17 protein-coding genes and 1 other RNA gene are annotated in these 15708 nt (G+C 60.2%); 8 read left to right on the top strand and 10 right to left on the bottom strand.

Translation table 11 applies throughout. From position 1 onward, the window contains the following. Positions 1–54: 54 nt before the first annotated feature. Genes pgi through BKX93_RS02415 form a run of 3 tightly spaced genes read left to right on the top strand, consistent with a single transcriptional unit; the run spans position 55 to position 2956 of the window. Positions 55–1707: a glucose-6-phosphate isomerase gene (pgi, locus tag BKX93_RS02405; protein ID WP_070978547.1), complete on the top strand. Its 1653-nt coding sequence runs from the start codon at positions 55–57 to the stop codon at positions 1705–1707. After that, positions 1697–2197, top strand: coding sequence for a CinA family protein (locus BKX93_RS02410; protein ID WP_046156508.1), 501 nt, complete (start codon positions 1697–1699; stop codon positions 2195–2197). The genes pgi and BKX93_RS02410 overlap by 11 nt, the downstream gene beginning before the upstream one ends. Positions 2198–2257: 60 nt before the next feature. Further along, a complete protein-coding gene (locus BKX93_RS02415; protein WP_235429408.1) occupies positions 2258–2956 on the top strand; it encodes a sterol desaturase family protein in 699 nt (232 codons plus the stop codon). A 23-nt stretch (positions 2957–2979) separates the two neighbouring features. On the opposite strand, the gene xerC is transcribed toward BKX93_RS02415, so the two are convergent. The 4 genes from xerC to BKX93_RS02435 all read right to left on the bottom strand — a co-directional run bounded on the left by xerC (position 2980) and on the right by BKX93_RS02435 (position 5655). After that, entirely contained in the window at positions 2980–3879 is a 900-nt protein-coding gene (gene xerC, locus BKX93_RS02420) for a tyrosine recombinase XerC (RefSeq protein ID WP_070978549.1), read from the bottom strand. 1 nt (position 3880) lies between these two features. Next, positions 3881–4732, bottom strand: a complete 852-nt coding sequence (locus BKX93_RS02425; protein WP_046156511.1) for an AAA family ATPase — start codon at positions 4730–4732, stop codon at positions 3881–3883. 62 nt (positions 4733–4794) lie between these two features. Then, positions 4795–5208 (bottom strand): TerB family tellurite resistance protein, encoded by a 414-nt coding sequence (locus tag BKX93_RS02430; protein WP_021476222.1) that lies wholly within the window; start codon positions 5206–5208, stop codon positions 4795–4797. 18 nt (positions 5209–5226) lie between these two features. After that, complete coding sequence (locus tag BKX93_RS02435) at positions 5227–5655, bottom strand: thioesterase family protein (protein ID WP_046156512.1); 429 nt, start codon at positions 5653–5655, stop codon at positions 5227–5229. A 129-nt stretch (positions 5656–5784) separates the two neighbouring features. Between BKX93_RS02435 and BKX93_RS02440 the strand changes: the two genes are divergently transcribed. Next, the gene (locus tag BKX93_RS02440) at positions 5785–6234 is read left to right on the top strand and encodes a universal stress protein (RefSeq protein WP_021476220.1); all 450 of its coding nucleotides are present in this window, start codon (positions 5785–5787) and stop codon (positions 6232–6234) included. Between the two features lie 114 nt (positions 6235–6348). Here BKX93_RS02440 and BKX93_RS02445 read toward each other — a convergent pair whose 3' ends face one another. Both BKX93_RS02445 and ffs read right to left on the bottom strand, forming a co-directional pair. Further along, complete coding sequence (locus BKX93_RS02445) at positions 6349–6672, bottom strand: helix-turn-helix domain-containing protein (RefSeq protein ID WP_021476219.1); 324 nt, start codon at positions 6670–6672, stop codon at positions 6349–6351. A 264-nt stretch (positions 6673–6936) separates the two neighbouring features. Beyond that, an RNA gene (gene ffs, locus BKX93_RS02450) (signal recognition particle sRNA small type) lies at positions 6937–7035 on the bottom strand. Between the two features lie 164 nt (positions 7036–7199). Here ffs and argE point away from each other — a divergent pair. Continuing rightward, on the top strand, positions 7200–8363 hold the full coding sequence (gene argE, locus BKX93_RS02455; protein WP_145929230.1) for an acetylornithine deacetylase: 1164 nt from the start codon (positions 7200–7202) through the stop codon (positions 8361–8363). A gap of 123 nt (positions 8364–8486) precedes the next feature. Further along, a complete protein-coding gene (locus tag BKX93_RS02460) occupies positions 8487–9869 on the top strand; it encodes a sodium-dependent transporter (RefSeq protein ID WP_070978553.1) in 1383 nt (460 codons plus the stop codon). A gap of 49 nt (positions 9870–9918) precedes the next feature. Here BKX93_RS02460 and BKX93_RS02465 read toward each other — a convergent pair whose 3' ends face one another. Next, positions 9919–10197: a hypothetical protein gene (locus tag BKX93_RS02465; protein ID WP_021476216.1), complete on the bottom strand. Its 279-nt coding sequence runs from the start codon at positions 10195–10197 to the stop codon at positions 9919–9921. Between the two features lie 245 nt (positions 10198–10442). Between BKX93_RS02465 and BKX93_RS02470 the strand changes: the two genes are divergently transcribed. Next, the gene (locus BKX93_RS02470) at positions 10443–11645 is read left to right on the top strand and encodes an amino acid aminotransferase (protein WP_046156515.1); all 1203 of its coding nucleotides are present in this window, start codon (positions 10443–10445) and stop codon (positions 11643–11645) included. 356 nt (positions 11646–12001) lie between these two features. Next, positions 12002–12355: a hypothetical protein gene (locus tag BKX93_RS02475; protein WP_021476214.1), complete on the top strand. Its 354-nt coding sequence runs from the start codon at positions 12002–12004 to the stop codon at positions 12353–12355. A 73-nt stretch (positions 12356–12428) separates the two neighbouring features. On the opposite strand, the gene BKX93_RS02480 is transcribed toward BKX93_RS02475, so the two are convergent. The 3 genes from BKX93_RS02480 to BKX93_RS02490 form a co-directional block, all read right to left on the bottom strand. After that, complete coding sequence (locus BKX93_RS02480) at positions 12429–13073, bottom strand: TetR/AcrR family transcriptional regulator (protein ID WP_046156516.1); 645 nt, start codon at positions 13071–13073, stop codon at positions 12429–12431. Between the two features lie 66 nt (positions 13074–13139). Further along, positions 13140–13988 carry a mechanosensitive ion channel domain-containing protein gene (locus BKX93_RS02485; RefSeq protein ID WP_070978555.1) on the bottom strand — a complete coding sequence of 283 codons (849 nt, stop codon included), beginning with the start codon at positions 13986–13988 and terminating at the stop codon, positions 13140–13142. 7 nt (positions 13989–13995) lie between these two features. After that, positions 13996–15606 carry a peptide chain release factor 3 gene (locus tag BKX93_RS02490; protein ID WP_046166663.1) on the bottom strand — a complete coding sequence of 537 codons (1611 nt, stop codon included), beginning with the start codon at positions 15604–15606 and terminating at the stop codon, positions 13996–13998. Between the last annotated feature and the right edge of the window lie 102 nt (positions 15607–15708).

Genomic DNA, 15708 nt, shown 5'->3' on the forward strand with positions numbered 1-15708 from the left:
GGCTCCAATGGGCCGGCTTTTTCACATTCACCTTGTATTCCATTGGCAGGAAACATGGCCGCACATCGCCACATCGACATCAACTCCACCCAGGTCTGGGCCAGGCTGCATCAGCATCAGCGCGCGACGCGCCACATGCACATGCGCGAGCTGTTCGAACTGGACCCGCAGCGGTTCCAGCGGTTTTCGCTGGAGCTGGACGGTTTGCTGCTGGATTATTCGAAAAACCGCATCACGGAACGCACGCTGGAGTTGTTGTTCGAGCTGGCGAACAAGGCGGATCTGCGGAGCTGGATGGACCGGATGCGCCGCGGCGAGCGCATCAACGTCAGCGAAGACCGGTCGGTATTGCATACCGCCTTGCGTCTGCCCGTCGGCGCGCAGCTGAGCCTGGATGGGCGCGACGTGGCGGCCGATGTGCATCAGGTATTGGCGAGGCTCAAGGATTTCAGCGAGCAGGTGAGGGATGGCCGCTGGCAGGGGTTCGCCGGCCAGCGGATTCGCGACGTGGTCAATCTCGGCATCGGCGGTTCGGATCTGGGACCGCTGGTGGCGGCAGACGCGCTGGCCGCGTATGCCCATCCGGAGCTTAAGGTGCACTTCGTGTCCAACGTCGACGGCCAGCATCTGGCGCGAACGTTGCGGGAGCTGGACCCGGCCACCACGCTGTTCATCATCGCGTCCAAGTCCTTCACCACACCGGAAACCCTGTTGAACGCCCAGGCCGCCCGCGCCTGGTTTCTGCAGGCGGGCGCCGAAGAGGATATCGCCAGGCATTTCGTCGCGGTTTCCACCAACGAGCCGGCGGTGCGGGCCTTCGGCATCGATCCGCAGCACATGTTCGGTTTCTGGGACTGGGTTGGCGGCCGCTACTCGGTCTGGTCGGCGATCGGCCTGCCGGTGATGCTATCCATCGGCTATGACAATTTCCGCGCCTTTCTGGACGGCGGCCACGCGATGGACAAGCATTTCTTCGAGTCGCCGTTCGAGGCCAATATGCCGGTGCTGCTGGCGCTGATCGGCATCTGGTACAACACCTTCTACCGGGCGCATACTCATGCCATCATGCCCTATGATCATGGCCTGCGCCGCCTGCCGGCCCATATCCAGCAGCTGGACATGGAATCCAACGGCAAGCGGGTGGGCCGCCTGGGCGAGGCTTTGGATTTCGACACCGGCCCGGTGATCTGGGGCGAGGAGGGCGCCAACAGCCAGCATGCGTTCTTCCAGCTGCTGCATCAGGGCACCCGGCTGGTGCCCTGTGATTTCATTCTTCCTCTGAACAGCCATTATCCGCTGGGCAATCAGCATGACGTGCTGGTCGCCAACTGCCTGGCTCAGACCGAGGCGCTGATGCGCGGCAAGAACGAAGCCGAGGCGATGCAGGAGCTGGGCCATTTGTCCGGCGAGCAATTGGACATGCTGCTGCCGCAAAAACTGTTTCCGGGCAACCAGCCATCCAATACGCTGGCGCTGGACAGGGTCACGCCGTACAGCATGGGCATGCTGATGGCGCTTTACGAGCACAAGGTGTTCGTGCAAGGAGTGATCTGGGGCATCAATTCCTTCGATCAATGGGGCGTCGAGTACGGCAAACAGCTGGCGCGGCGCATGCTGCCGGAGCTGTCCGGCGATACCGGCGCGCTGGGGCACGACAGTTCCACCAACGGCCTGATCCGACATTACAGGGAACGCCATGGCAAATAGCAGACAATTGGCCGCCGAGCTCGGCGCCGCCTTGCTGGCGCGGGGCGAGAGCGTCTCCACCGCGGAATCCTGCACCGGCGGCATGATTGCGGCCGCCATCACCGATGTTCCAGGCAGTTCCGGCTGGTTCAGCCATGGCGTGGTCAGCTATGGCAACCAGGCCAAGCAGCAGTTGTTGAAAGTGCAGGCTTCGTCGCTGATGGATCACGGCGCGGTCAGCGAGCGGGTGGTCAGGGAGATGGCCGCCGGCGCGCAGGCGCTGGCCAACGCCGACTGGGCGGTGGCGGTATCCGGCATCGCCGGGCCAGGCGGCGGCTCGCCAGACAAGCCGGTTGGCTTGGTATGGCTGGCCATCGCGCACCCGGGCGGGCAAACCGAAGCCTGGAGCCGGCACTTCACCGGCGACCGCCAGGCGGTGCGCCAGCAAACGATGGAGGAGGCGCTGGCTCAGCTGCTGGATCGCGTCCACGCGGGCGCGTCCCAGGCCTGAGTTCGAATACCCGGCAGTTGGAAACATATGGAGTTATACGCTTTTCCCGCGCTGGCGATTTTGTTCGTCGGCATCTTTACCCGCGAAGTTATCGCGCCTGCGTCGAAAAACCGCTGCGACCGGCGCTGGCTGCTGATGGCCGGCGCGCTGGGCGCCTGCACGGCGGCGGTCACGCTCGCGCTGGGCTATTTGTTTTCCGCCCAGATTGGCAGAGCGGCGTTGATTCCGGCCGCGCGCGACTGGCCGGACATCTTAGTGGGAGCAGCCAGCTTCCTGCTGACCAGCTTCGTCTTTTATTGGTGGCATCGCGCGACGCATGCTTCGGATTGGCTTTGGCGCGTGTTCCATCAGCTTCACCACAGCCCGGGGCGGGTGGAGGCGCTGACTGCGTTTTACGCCCACCCGCTGGACTCGGCCGCGGCGGTGCTGATCAGCGCCTTTTCCAGCTATCTGGCGTTGGGGGCTTCGCCCGTCGCCGCCGCATGGGCGCTGTTCTTCACCAGCGCTTTCGATCTGTTTCTGCACGGCGACATGAATACCCCGCGCTGGCTCGGCTATTTTTGCCAGCGTCCGGAGATGCATACCGTTCACCACGCTCACGGCCATCATGCGCAGAATTACGGCCTGCCGCTATGGGACTTGATATTCGGCACCTGGAGCAATCCAGAGAGAAGAGTGGAGCGGCTCGGCTTTGATGAGGGCAAGGCCGACGACATCCAGGCTATGTTGCTGTGCAGGGATGTGCATAAGGGAGGTTAGTCCGAGGACCATTCGAGCAACGGCTAGGACGGTTCGCTGCCGTCCGGCTTGCCGCGCTTGCGCGCGCGCGGATGCGCGCCGTCGTACACCTTGGCCAGATGCTGGAAATCCAGCGCCGTATAAATCTGGGTGCTGGACAGATTGGCATGGCCCAGCAATTCTTGCACCGCGCGCAGATCGCCGGATGATTGCAGCAGGTGGGAGGCGAACGAGTGCCGCAGCATGTGCGGGTGGACATGCTGGCTGGCGCCAGTCTTGATCGCCCAGTCGCGCAGGCGCTTCTCAATCTGGCGGCCGCCCAGCCGCCGGCCGTGCCGCCCCAGGAACAGCGCGCTCTCGTCCGGATCGGCGGGGCGTTCAGCAAGCCAGATCCGCAGCCGACTCATAGCCTCGGCGCCGATCGGAGCCAACCTTTCCTTCCCGCCCTTGCCGCGTATCCGCAGCAGCTGGTCGGAAAAGTCCACATCATCCAGATTCAGCGCCACCGTTTCCGACAACCGCAGGCCACAGCTGTAGACCAGCTCGAAAATCGCGCGATCGCGGGCATCCAGGCCATCGTCGCCTTCTATCCTGTCTAGCAGCGCCGCGGCGCTGTCCACCGGCAAGGCCTTGGGCAGCAGCTTTTCCCGCTTGGGCGCGCGCAGTCCGGCGGCGGGGTTGTCTTCCCGTCCGCCATTCAACTGCAACCAGTGGTAGAACTGCCGCCACGAGGATAACCGCCTGGCCAGGCTGCGGCCGCTCAGCCCCTGCGCATGCAGTTTGGCCAGCGCCTTGCGCAGGTCCGTTGGGGATGCCTCGCGCGCCTGCTTCGCCTGCAGCGTTTTTTGCAGCAGCTCGATATCCGCCTGGTAGGCGGCGAGCGTGTGCGGGCTGCGGCCGGCGACGGCCAGGTGGTCGATGAAGCGGCGGATCAGCTCATCCATATCAATTTCGACGCAAGCGCGCCATCTGCATCAGCCGCTCGAACAGCTGCAAGTCCTGCTCGTTCTTCAGCAGCGCGCCAGCCAGAGGCGGCGGCGCATTGCGTTCGTGCAGCCCTGCAAGTTCTTCGGCGCCGATGTTTTCGCCGGACAGCAATTTCAGCCAATCCAGCAATTCGGATGTGGTGGGTTTTTTCTTCAACCCGGGCAATTCCCGGATCGAGAAGAACACTTCCAAAGCCTGGCTCACCAACTGTTGCCGGATGTCCGGGAAGTGGACGTCGATGATGCTCTGCATCGTCTCCGCGTCGGGAAAGCGGATGTAGTGGAAGAAGCAGCGACGCAGGAAAGCGTCCGGCAATTCCTTCTCATTGTTGGACGTGATGATGATGATGGGCCGCTGGCGGGCACGCACGAACTGCTGGGTTTCGTGGACGAAGAATTCCATCTGGTCCAGTTCGCGCAACAGGTCGTTGGGAAACTCGATGTCGGCTTTATCTATCTCGTCGATCAGCAGCACAGGGGCCTGATCGGCCTCGAATGCCTGCCACAGCTTGCCCTTGACGATGTAGTTGGCGATGTCGTGCACCTTGTCGCCGCCAAGCTGTGAGTCGCGCAGCCGCGACACGGCGTCGTATTCGTACAGGCCGTGCTGGGCCTTGGTGGTGGACTTGATCGGCCAAATAATCAGCTCCCGGCCCAGACTGGCCGCGACTTCTTCGGCCAGCATGGTTTTGCCGGTGCCGGGCTCGCCCTTGATCAGCAGAGGACGCTGGAGCGTAATGGAGGCATTGACGGCCATCATCAGGTCGTCGGTGGCGATATAGCGTTCTGTTCCAGTAAAGCGAGTGTTCATTATTTATTGCAAGGGTGGTTGTTTGAGAGGCGTAGAGCCGCCGGGGCGGCGGCTGGAACCGGTCATCGGGCGAATTCTCTTTCCAGGTCTTCCAGCGAAATGCCCCAGCTCTTCATCATATGGCTGAGCAGGGCCATTTCGCTGTCGCTGATGGTGCCGTCCGACTTGCTGATATCCATGGCCAGTACGCAAGTCAGGATGCGTTTGCGGCGATCGGTGATGTCGGCGAGCAGACTGTCGATGCGCTCGCGCTCCAGCAATTTGATCGAGCCGTCGTCGGATGCTTCGTCGGAAATGTCATCGCATACGTCGCGCAGAACCTGGGCGAACTGTTTTCTCGGCAGGTTGATCAGGTGGTAAACATGCAGCTTTTCAAGCAGTTCCAGCTCGCGGGGATCCATATTGCCGTCCGCGATCATGAATATGGCGAGGAGTCTGGCAATCGCCTCCGGACTGTTTTGCGAGTAGTTTCTCATGGCGCGATTCCTTCTTGCTTATTGGCCGAGCTTGGCCGAAAACGATTCCGGCATGGGGGCGACTTGGCGCGCTTGGTAATCAAAGAACACGATGCCCGTTTTCAATCTTGCCACTTCTCTGCCGCTGTTGTCATCGATCACTTGATAAATGAAATCCAGCCCCTTGCCGTGGATGTCGGCGATGCCGACGAGAAAGCGCAGGACATCCCCATGAAAGGCTTCGGAGAGATAGGAAATGGCCGCATCCGCCACTACGATCCCCACATCGCCGACATGCAGCTCATCGGCATGGCCCCAGTGCCGGAGCAGGCGAAGCCGAACCTCCTGGGCCATTCGCAGCAGGGCATCATTGGATAGATGATTGGCGTAGTTGATATCGCCTATCCTGACATCCAGAAGAGTGTCATAGACGATTTGCTGGGGCGCTTCGATTCGAATCCTGGCCATGGCGTATACTGGCAGAAGAGAGTGACGATATGGCCTTTATGTCAAAACTGCCTAAGCTGTGTCAAATGCGGGCGAGGAGATTTTGATAGACTGTCGGCGCAAGCCAAGATCATAGAGGAGCTGAACGTCATGTATCAAAGGATATTCGTACCGGTGGACGACAGCGACACGTCCAATATGGCGCTGGACGAGGCCTGCAAGCTGGCCAAGGCCTTCGGCTCAACCCTGCGGCTGGTGCATGTGGTGGATCTGGCCCAGTTTGGCTGGGGCGGCACCGAATTTCTGGATGCCACCGAGCTGCAAAAATCGATCAAGCAGGCGGGCGAGCAGGTGCTGGGGCTGGCGGGAGACCGCGCCCGAGCGCTGGGCATGGCGCCGGAATGCAAGATACTGGAGAGCTGGGGCGACAAGATCGCGGCCGTCTTGTCCGACGAGGCCAGCGCTTGGGGCGCGGACTTGATCGTGATGGGCACCCATGGTCTGGGCGGGCTGATGCACCTGCTGATGGGCAGCGTGGCCGAAGGCGTGCTGAAAGTGGCGGATATGCCGGTGCTGTTGGTGCGCAACCCCGGCGACTGAGCCGCGCGATGATGGCTTCGTCATTCCGTCCGGGAAGCCCAGGGCGCGCCCAGGCGCCTGAATGAAAAAAGCCAGCCGGGCTTGCCGCGGCTGGCTTTTTCGAAGAGCTGGCAATCAGCTGGCAGCGGCTTCTGCGCCGCCTTCCTGTGCCTCGATCTTGGTGCGTACGGCCTTGCGCAGGCTCTTGTACAGATCGGGGTGGGTTTCCTTCAGATATTCGACGATCTCGAAATCTTCGCGGCGCACTTTGGACAAGTCGATCTGCTCGACATGAACCAGGCGCAGCAATTCGCGAACGGGTTTCGGCATGTTGCGGCCGCTTTCGTAGCGGGAGCCGCCGGATTGAGTAACGCCGATGCGGCTCCAGAACTCTTGCTGGTTCAGGCCAAGCTTGCGACGGATTTCCCGGGGATTCGGGATCTTTTCAAACAGTTTCATGAGTGTTCCTCTCGTATCTGAAACAAATGGTTCTAGTATTTTTTTAGGACTTCGCCCTGCCTACTAAAAATAGCAAAAAAAATTCAACAGGAATATTTTTGATGCAGGGAATTTAGTGAAGTTCCATGAATTTGAAAATTCAACTTTGCTAATGTTAGCGGATTCTTATCGTGCAGGACAATGTTAACAGCATGCGGAACTGTGCATAGACGCAAAAGTGTCGCAAATTTGCAATTGTCCTAGCGGAATGCATAGAAGGGGAGGGGTGGCGAGCCAAACCCCCGGCACTTGCACTAAATAACTGTGGCTGCTTCCTTCCGGACCTGACCAGGTTCGCTATCGTGCAATGCGGGGAGGCCCGCCATAGAGAGAACGGATTGTATCCAATGCCCATCTATTTGACAAGCATTTTTATAAGTTTTTGTCGGGCAGTTGCAAGGATCGTCATCTGCATGGCCAGTGACTATTGATTGCGAATGGGAGGCGGTGCAGACTCGACAACCAGCTTCCTACTTATGCCAAGCGCCATGAATACCACACCCGCTGCCTTGCTGGCCGAGCTGATCGTCTTCGATACCACCAGCCGAAACTCCAACCTGCAATTGATAGAGTGGGTTCGTCATTACCTGGCCGGACATGGCTTGGCCAGCAGGCTGACGCACAATGACGATGGCGGCAAGGCCAATCTGTTTTGCCGCATCGGCGGCGACGATTTGCCGTTGATCGTATTGTCCGGCCACACCGACGTGGTGCCGGTGGATGGGCAGGACTGGTCCTATCCCCCGTTCGAGCTGACCGATGGCGGCGGCGGGCGATTGTACGGTAGGGGCAGCGCCGATATGAAAGGCTTCATCGCGTGCGTGTTGGCCAGGGTTCCGGACTTTATCGAGCTGGCCAAGGCCGGCGCGCTGAAACAGGGCATAGGCATTGCGCTGTCCTACGACGAAGAGGTGGGCTGCCTCGGCGTGGGCAGGCTGATTGAAGATCTGGCCGCGCAGGGCGTGACGGTGGCGGGATGTCTGGTCGGCGAGCCGACCTCGATGCGTCCGGTGGTGGCGCACAAGGGAATCGCCCATTACCGCTGCCGGCTCAAGGGCAGGGCGGCCCATTCCTCGCTGACGCCTCATGGCGTCAACGCCATTGAATACGCAGCCCGGCTGATTACCCATATTCGCAAACTGGCGGACGCCGAGGCTTCGTTCGGCCATCGCCAGCCCCTATATGATGTGCCGTTCACCACCATGCAAACCGGGCTGATTCGCGGCGGAGTGGCATGCAATATCGTGCCGGCAGACTGCGAGTTCATGTTCGAGTGCCGCTGGCTGCCTGGAGATGATCCGCAGCGCCTGGTCGCCTCGGTGGCAGATTATGCGGCGACTTTACTGCAGGAGATGCGAGCGGTGGCCGAAGAAGCGGAGATAGAGATCGAGCGCGTGGTGTACAGCCCCGCGTTCGAGGCGGAGTCCGATTCGGACATCAGTCGCTACGTTCACAGCCTTTGCCGTTGCGCTGGGGAAGGGGTCGCCTACACTACGGAGGCGGGCTTGTTCAGCGAGGCCGGGATACCCTGCGTGGTGCTGGGACCGGGATCGATAGAGCAGGCGCACAGACCGGACGAATTCATCGAGGCCAGCCAGTTGCAGGCTTGCTACGATTGGCTGGGCCTGCTGACTAACAACTTAATCAAATAACTGTCAGAAATGCTTTGCATCCATAAGCATTAGGCTTCAAAATCCTGGCCCTTAAGCAATGAAGGTCAATTGAGCCCGCCCGGACCTCCGCGCGGGCTCGTTTTATTGGGATTCAAAAAAACAATGAGTCAGAACAAGTCGGAAACGGGTGGAGAACTCAAGGCGCGGGATGGTTTTACCTCCAGCTTTGGCGTATTGGCGGCGACGTTGGGATCGGCGGTTGGTCTGGGCAATATCTGGAAATTTCCCTATCTGACCGGCACCAACGGCGGCGCGGGTTTTCTGGTGATTTACGTGCTGGCTACCCTGATGGTGGGGCTGCCGGTGATGATTTCGGAAATCATGCTGGGCCGGAAAGCCAAGCGCGACGCGGTAAGCTCTCTGGTCAAACTGGCTCCGGCCGGGCAGCCCTGGTGGCTGGTGGGCGCCTTCGGCGTGCTCGCCGCCTTCCTGATCATGGCTTTCTATTCCGAGGTGGCCGCCTGGGTATTCGCCTACATTTTCAAGGCTATCGGCGGCGAGATTCTGTCGCGCGACCCCAAAGTGACATCCGACGCCTTTGCCGCGCTGATTTCCGATCCGGTGCAGTCCTTGCTGTGGCAGTGGCTGGTGCTGGCGCTGATCGGCGGCATCCTGTTGCTGGGCGTATCCAAGGGCATTGAGGCGGTGACCAAGAAATTGATGCCGCTGCTGTTCGTGCTGCTGGTGGTGATCGGCGCGCGCAGCCTGATGCTGCCGGGCGCCAGCCAAGGCCTCGCCTTCCTGTTCGCGCCTGATTTTTCCAAGATCAGCGCCGCCGTGGTGCTGACCGCGATGGGCTTGGCTTTCTTCAAGCTATCCATCGGCATGGGCACCATGATCACCTATGGCAGTTATTTCCGCGATGATCAGAACATTCCGCTGACCACCTTTCGAGTCATGTGCGCCGACCTGTTCGTGTCGCTGCTGGCGGGCATCGCCATCTTCCCGGCAGTGTTCGCCTTCGGCTTCCAGCCGGCTGCCGGTCCGTCGCTGCTGTTCATCACTATTCCCGCCGTTTTCGCCAGCATGCCGCTGGGGCACTTCTTCATGGTGGTGTTCTTCGTTCTGACCGCCATCGCCGCCACCGGCGCCATGCTGTCCATCCTGGAGGTGCCGGTATCGGTGCTGAGCGAGCGTTTTGGCATTAGCCGCGTCAAGTCCACGGTGGTCAACTTGCTGCTGCTGGCACTGGTGGGTTCCGCCTGCGCGCTGTCCAATAGCCTGACGGCTGACTTCAAGATCTTCGGCATGACAATGTTCGACCTGTTCGACTTCGTCACCTCCAACGTGCTGATGCCGCTGGGAGGCATCTGCCTATGTCTATTCACCGCCTGGGTGTGGGGCTACGACCGCTTCCGCGCGGCATTGAGCAATGAGGGCGCGCTGAATAACGAGCGGGTGTTGAAGCCGCTGTTCTTCGTGTTGCGCTACGTGTCGCCGCTGCTGATCCTGTATGTGATGCTGAAGGGTTTGAAAATTATCTGAGGCGAAAAAAGCCGGACGCGCAGTCCGGCTTTTTTTTGCGTTCGGCGGATCAGGGAAGCGGCGTATCTTCATCGGGCGCGACCACCGGCGGCGGGGTAAAGCCGTTGATATCCCTGGCGCTCTTCTCCAGCAGCAGTACGATGGAAGTATTGAGCGCTCCGAACGCCCAACTGACCAGGAAGAACACCGAATAGGCGCTTAACTTGTCGGCGAACAGCGGGTTGCCGTGAAGCTTGAGCTCGGCGGGTTCAAAGATTGAGAAAAACACGGCAGTCGCAATCATGGCGATCATGAAAGACGGCCAAAGCAGCAGGATTCCCTTTTTCATGGATGCCTCCGTTTTAGAATAAAAGCACGGACAGAAAATCGCCTGGCGGGCCTTGCAGGTTTCTGATTACGCCATCAGGGCCGATTTGTCGATGGCTGGCGGCAATATCCTGCCTGTGAGGCCAGTGGATACATGTTAAACTATGTTCGACAGCGAACGGCCTTCCTTCGGAAGGCAACAAGTAGCATCAGGATTTTTTGATCGGCCGCCCGGCCGGTTCGTTTGTAAAGCTAATGGAGCCTGGTATGACCTCTTCGATCTTCGCCGGCGTGGAACTGGCGCCGCGCGACCCCATCCTCGGACTCAATGAAGCGTTCAACGCTGACGCCCGCAGCACCAAGGTCAATCTTGGCGTGGGCGTTTATTCCGACGACAACGGCAAGATTCCGCTGCTGGCCGCGGTGCAGGCCGCCGAGAAGGCGCGTCTGGAGGCGCTGCCGGCTCGAGGCTACCAGCCCATCGAAGGCCCGGCGGCATACGACTCCGCAGTGCAGAAGCTGCTGTTCGGCGAAGGCAGCGAGCTGCTGGCCGCCGGCCGCGTGGTGACCGCCCAGGCGCTGGGCGGCACCGGCGCGCTGAAGATCGGCGCGGATTTCCTGAAGCGGCTGAATCCGGCGTCCAAGGTCTATATCAGCGATCCGTCCTGGGAAAACCATCGCGCGTTGTTCGAGTCCGCCGGCTTCGAGGTGGAGAACTACCCGTACTACCATGCAGCCAGCCGCGGCGTGGATTTCTCCGCGATGAAGGCGCACCTCGCGTCTCTGAGCGCAGGTTCCATCATCGTGCTGCATGCCTGCTGCCATAACCCCACGGGCGCGGACCTGTCCTCAGCGCAATGGGAAGAGGTGGTATCGGTTTGCCGCGAGCGCGGCCTGGTGCCGTTCCTGGATATGGCTTACCAGGGCTTCGCCGACGGCATCGACGCTGATGCGCTGGCTGTGCGCCTGTTCGCGGCTTCGGGCCTGCAGTTCTTTGTCGCCAGCTCCTTCTCCAAGAGCTTCTCGCTGTACGGCGAGCGCGTCGGCGCGCTGTCCATCGTCACCGCCGCCAAGGATGAATCGGTTCGCGTACTGTCTCAGCTGAAGCGCGTGATTCGCACCAATTACTCCAATCCGCCTATCCACGGCGCGGCCATCGTCGCCGCGGTGCTGTCCAGCCCGGCGCTGCGCCAGCAGTGGGAGGACGAACTGGCCGGCATGCGCGAACGCATCCGCGGCATGCGGCTGGCGCTGTTGGATGCCATCAAGGCGAACGGCGTCGCCGCGGACTTCTCCTTCATCACGGCCCAGCGCGGCATGTTCTCCTACACCGGCCTGAGCGCCGCGCAAGTGGACCGGCTGCGCGAGGAGTTCGGCATTTACGCGGTCTCCACCGGCCGCATCTGCCTGGCCGCGTTGAACAGCAAGAATGTCGATTATGTCGCCGCTGCCATCGCCAAGGTGATTTAAGTCAGACTCCAACCTGATTTGGACGCTAGAGAGCCCCGGTATGACCGGGGCTTTTCTATTTGATGAGAAAAAGTCATGCCATGACTTTGGTCAGATAAAGCATTCAACAGAATTCTAAATTTATTCATCATTTTTTCCTTGCACTTGTGATGGCCCCGCCACCGGTTGAGTGTCCAAAAGTACAGGTTTCTTCACCGCTCCACGCTTTTTCCCATTTCAGCATTGTCCGGTCCGGCAAACATCCCCATGATGGAACCAGACATCAATGAATGTCTGATCGCAAACCATCTCGATGGCGCGCGATGACAATAATCCAATAATTCGTTTTTTGAGGGGAGACCCTCGGGGTAGATGCCATGACTGCGACTTTTCCTGAAGTGTTGGTTCCGCAGGCCATTTCTGCGGGCGCTTTCGACGCGGACGACGCCGATGTCCGCAACAACCTGGGCTTGCTTGGCCTGCTGGATGTGTATTCGCGCGACGGCCGGTATCATCTGACCGTATCGCTGGAGCCGGTCGGCTCCGATCCGCAGCCCACGCAGTGGACGCTGGAAGCTGAGATGGAAGTATGCGCCGAAGCCAAGGTTGCGCATTGCAAGCTTGGCCAGGTGCAGTACGTAGGAAATGCTCCGGGCAACCATTTGCGCAAGATGCTCGCCAACGGCGAATTGCACGGTTATCTGACGCAAAACCTTGCCGAGGCGGCATAAGCCAGCCTCAGGGTGAAATGAAAAGGCCACTGCATCGCAGTGGCCTTTCTGTTTTGGGCGGCGAAAAGCTCGATCAGCCGCCGTGACGCTCGTACAGCGAGTGGAAGGCGTGGCGGTATTCCGGCTGCACATAGGGCTTGAGCAGGGCCAGCACCTGCAGCACGCCGCGATGGCCGGACTCTTCGGTGATCGGCGCTTTCGGACGCGAGGTCTGCTCGAAGGCGAACCAGAACTTCACCACCAGCCAGATATTGATGCTGACCGCCTCGATGTCCTCTTCGTCCATTTGCAGCAGCCCCAGGCGGATGAACTCGCGAAAGTGCTCGCCCAGGATGTTTTTGAGCTCGGTATTCACGAACTGATGGTACTCGGACTGCATCTGCGGATTTCGCGCCAGCAGACCCGGTAGGTCATAGAACATGAAACGGAACTGCCACATGGCCAGGAAGGCGGTGTCCAGATAGTTGACCAGATCGTCCACCGTCATCTTGCGGTCTTCCGGCACCGACAGGCGCTGATTGATGAACTCGCGGTACATCAGGAAGATCTGGTAGACGATCTCTTCCTTGTTGCGGAAGTGGTAGTAGAGATTGCCCGGGCTGATGCCCAGATGCGCGGCGATGTGGTTGGTGGTGATGCTGCGCTCGCCTTGTTCGTTGAACAGCTTAAGGCTTTCTTGAATGATGCGGTCGTAGGTCTTGATTCTGGTTTTACTCATGTAGCACCGGCTGATAGTGACTTCGCATAGCGCAATTGTATACGATGTTTGGAGTTCTTGCTCTATTTATTGCTGTTCAATGATGGGATAGCAGTCCGACATGAATTTATGCAAGATGGCTTGCTCGATACGTTGCCTTTCCCTGGCCGGTATCGCGATGCGCAGGATCAACTGATAGCGTTTTTCATCGATCGGCTGAATGGAAATCCGCGGCTCCACCGATGGGATGTCCACCAGGTAGCGCTTGGCCATGTCTTCCATGTGGCGCCGGGCCACATCCACATGGCAGTCGCAGGCCTCCTCGGCCGCCCCCATCAGCAGGCGCTCGGCCTGGACTGGCGGGACGGTGTAGGCGAGCGGCACGTTGATGATGTGCATCACGTACTCGCCCATGTAATTTTCCCGGATCACCGGAGTGGACAGCAGCAGGCTGTTGGGAAAGGTGAGGGCGCGGCCTGTCATCTGGTGCGAGCTGTGGTTGGGACCGATCTCCATCACGGTGGTGGACAAGAGGCCGATGTCCACCACCCGGCCGCGCACCGCGCCCAACTCGATATGATCGCCCAGGCCGTAGCTGTTGGACATCTGCCGCACCACGCCGCCGGACAGGCACATGATCAACTCCTTGGTGGCCAGGATCAGCGCGGCGGCGAAGGCCAGCATCGAGACGGCCAGCGTCTGCAGCTCGTTGGCCCAGATCAGGCCTATGCCTGCCAGGCCTGCGAGAAACAGGCCGTTGCGGGTGTTGACCGACCAGCGGCGCCGCTCCTCGACTGGCACGCCGCTATTGGCCGCCAGCAACCGGTCCACGGTGACGCGGATGATCAGCAGCGTCAGCACCAGCAACAGCGATCGGGTGATCTCGTGGGCGTAGTTCTCCCGCAAAAAGGCGATCAGGTCGAGCAGGGTGTGCATGGACTCCTCAGTCGTTCAGCTTCACCGCGTGTTCGCGGGTTTCGTGGAAGACGATGTCTGGCCAGCGCTCCTGGGTCAGCTGCAGATTGACGCGGTTCGGCGCCAGATAGGCGAGGTTGCCGCCGGCGTCCGTCGCGATATTCATCTGCAGCGTCTTGATGAATTCGTCCAGCTTCTTGCGGTCGTCGCAGCTGAACCAGCGGGCGGACCAGATGCTGGCGGATTCGAAGATGGCGTCGACGCCGTATTCGGCGGCCAGGCGGCTGGCCACCACCTCGAACTGCAGCACGCCCACGGCTCCCAGGATCAGATCGCCGCCGCTGTGCGGCTTGAACACTTGCACCGCGCCTTCTTCGCCCAGTTGCTGCAGGCCTTTTTGCAGCTGCTTCAGCTTCAGCGGGTTTTTGATGCGCACCGAGCGGAACAGTTCCGGTGCGAAGAAGGGAATGCCGGTGAAGGACAGGTCCTCGCCTTCGGAGAAGCTGTCGCCGATCTGGATGTTGCCGTGATTGGGCACGCCGATGATGTCGCCGGCGAACGCCTCCTCGACGATCTCGCGGTCGTGCGACATGAAGGTCACCACGCTGGAGGCGGAAATGTCGCGGTTCAAGCGCAGGTGCTTCATTTTCATGCCGCGTTCGAACTTGCCGGAGCACACGCGCAAGAAGGCGATGCGGTCGCGGTGCTTGGGATCCATATTGGCCTGGATCTTGAACACGAAACCGGAGAACTTGCCTTCAGTCGGCGCCACGCTGCGCACGGTAGCGTCGCGCTCCTGCGGCGCCGGAGCCCAGTCGATCAGCGCGTTCAGGATTTCGCGCACGCCGAAGTTGTTGATGGCGGAGCCGAAGAACACCGGGGTCAGCTCGCCGGCCAGGAATTCTTCCAGGTTCCACTCGTTGGACGCGCCCTTGACCAGCTCGATCTCCATCCGCAGTTGTTCCATTTCCAGCGGGAACAGCTCGTCCAGGCGCGGGTTGTCTATGCCCTGGATCACTTCGATGTCGGAAACCAGCTTTTCCGTGCCGGCCTCGAACAGGATCACCGCGTCGTTCAGCAGGCTGTACACGCCGCGGAAGGTCTTGCCCATGCCGATCGGCCAGGTGATCGGCGAGCAGCGGATCTTCAGCACGTTTTCCACCTCGTCCAGCAGCTCCAGGCTGTCGCGGACTTCGCGGTCGCACTTGTTCATGAAGGTGACGATGGGCGTGCTGCGCAGGCGGCAGACATTGAGCAGCTTGATGGTCTGCTCTTCCACGCCCTTGGCGGCGTCGATCACCATCAGCGCGCTGTCGACCGCGGTCAGCACGCGGTAGGTGTCCTCGGAGAAGTCCTGGTGGCCCGGGGTGTCCAGCAGGTTGACGGTGTGGTCGCGATAGTCGAACTGCATCACCGACGAGGCGACGGAAATGCCGCGCTGCTTTTCGATTTCCATCCAGTCCGAAGTGGCGAACTTGCCGCCTTTCTTGCCCTTCACCGTGCCCGCCATCTGGATGGCGCCGGAGAACAGCAGCAATTTTTCCGTCAGCGTGGTTTTGCCCGCGTCGGGGTGGGAGATGATGGCGAAGGTGCGGCGGTGCGAAACTTCTTCTGCGATGCGGGCGAGGTCGGCGGACATGGATGGCTTGCTTGAAATTCAATAAAGCCGAGCATTTTACCGGAGTTACGGGTTTCAGGAAATTCCATGTTACAATTGATAATGATTATCAATAATAAATAG

Source organism: Chromobacterium vaccinii (assembly GCF_001855275.1).
GTDB classification, from domain to species: Bacteria; Pseudomonadota; Gammaproteobacteria; order Burkholderiales; family Chromobacteriaceae; genus Chromobacterium; species Chromobacterium vaccinii.